Below are 586 nucleotides of genomic sequence, written 5' to 3' on the forward strand. Positions count from 1 at the left end.
GACAAGAAGCCAATTAAAACTTGGTCTCGTCGTTCAACAGTTTTTCCAGAGATGGTAGGTCTTACAATTGCAGTACATAACGGTCGTCAACACGTTCCGGTTTTTGTTACTGAAGATATGGTAGGCCATAAACTAGGTGAATTCGCTGCTACACGTACTTATCGCGGCCATGCTGCTGATAAGAAAGCTAAGCGTTAATTCTGAGAGGATTTAGAGATGGAAGTAGCTGCAAAGCATAGAGGTGCTCGAATTTCTGCTCAGAAAGCGCGTTTGGTAGCAGATCAGATTCGAGGCAAAGGTGTAGAAGAAGCGCTAGAGACATTGTCTTTTAGCACTAAGAAAGCTGCACAATTGATGAAGAAGGTGTTGGAATCAGCAATCGCAAACGCTGAGCACAATGACGGTCTTGATGTTGACGATCTTACAGTATCAACAGTTTTTGTTGATGAAGGTCCAACTATGAAGCGTATCCGTCCTCGTGCGAAGGGTCGTGCTGATCGTATTTTTAAGCGCACCTGTCATATCACGGTCAAAGTGGCCGATAACTAGGAGATACACAGATGGGTCAGAAAGTACATCCTAATGG

2 protein-coding genes are annotated in these 586 nt (G+C 44.2%); both read left to right on the forward strand.

Going from position 1 to position 586, the window contains the following annotated elements:
- The coding region (gene rpsS / locus A3738_RS08015) for a 30S ribosomal protein S19 (RefSeq protein ID WP_068763511.1) at positions 1 to 198 on the forward strand (198 nt) is incomplete at its 5' end.
- Between the two features lie 18 nt (positions 199 to 216).
- The gene (gene rplV, locus A3738_RS08020; protein ID WP_068473663.1) at positions 217 to 549 is read left to right on the forward strand and encodes a 50S ribosomal protein L22; all 333 of its coding nucleotides are present in this window, start codon (positions 217 to 219) and stop codon (positions 547 to 549) included.
- Positions 550 to 586 lie beyond the last annotated feature (37 nt).

The organism is Oleiphilus sp. HI0066, assembly GCF_001635725.1.

Coding starts and splice junctions, on each gene's coding strand:
- rplV (WP_068473663.1), top strand. CDS start 217: ATGGAAGTAGCTGCAAAGCATAGAGGTGCTCGAATTTCTGCTCAGAAA.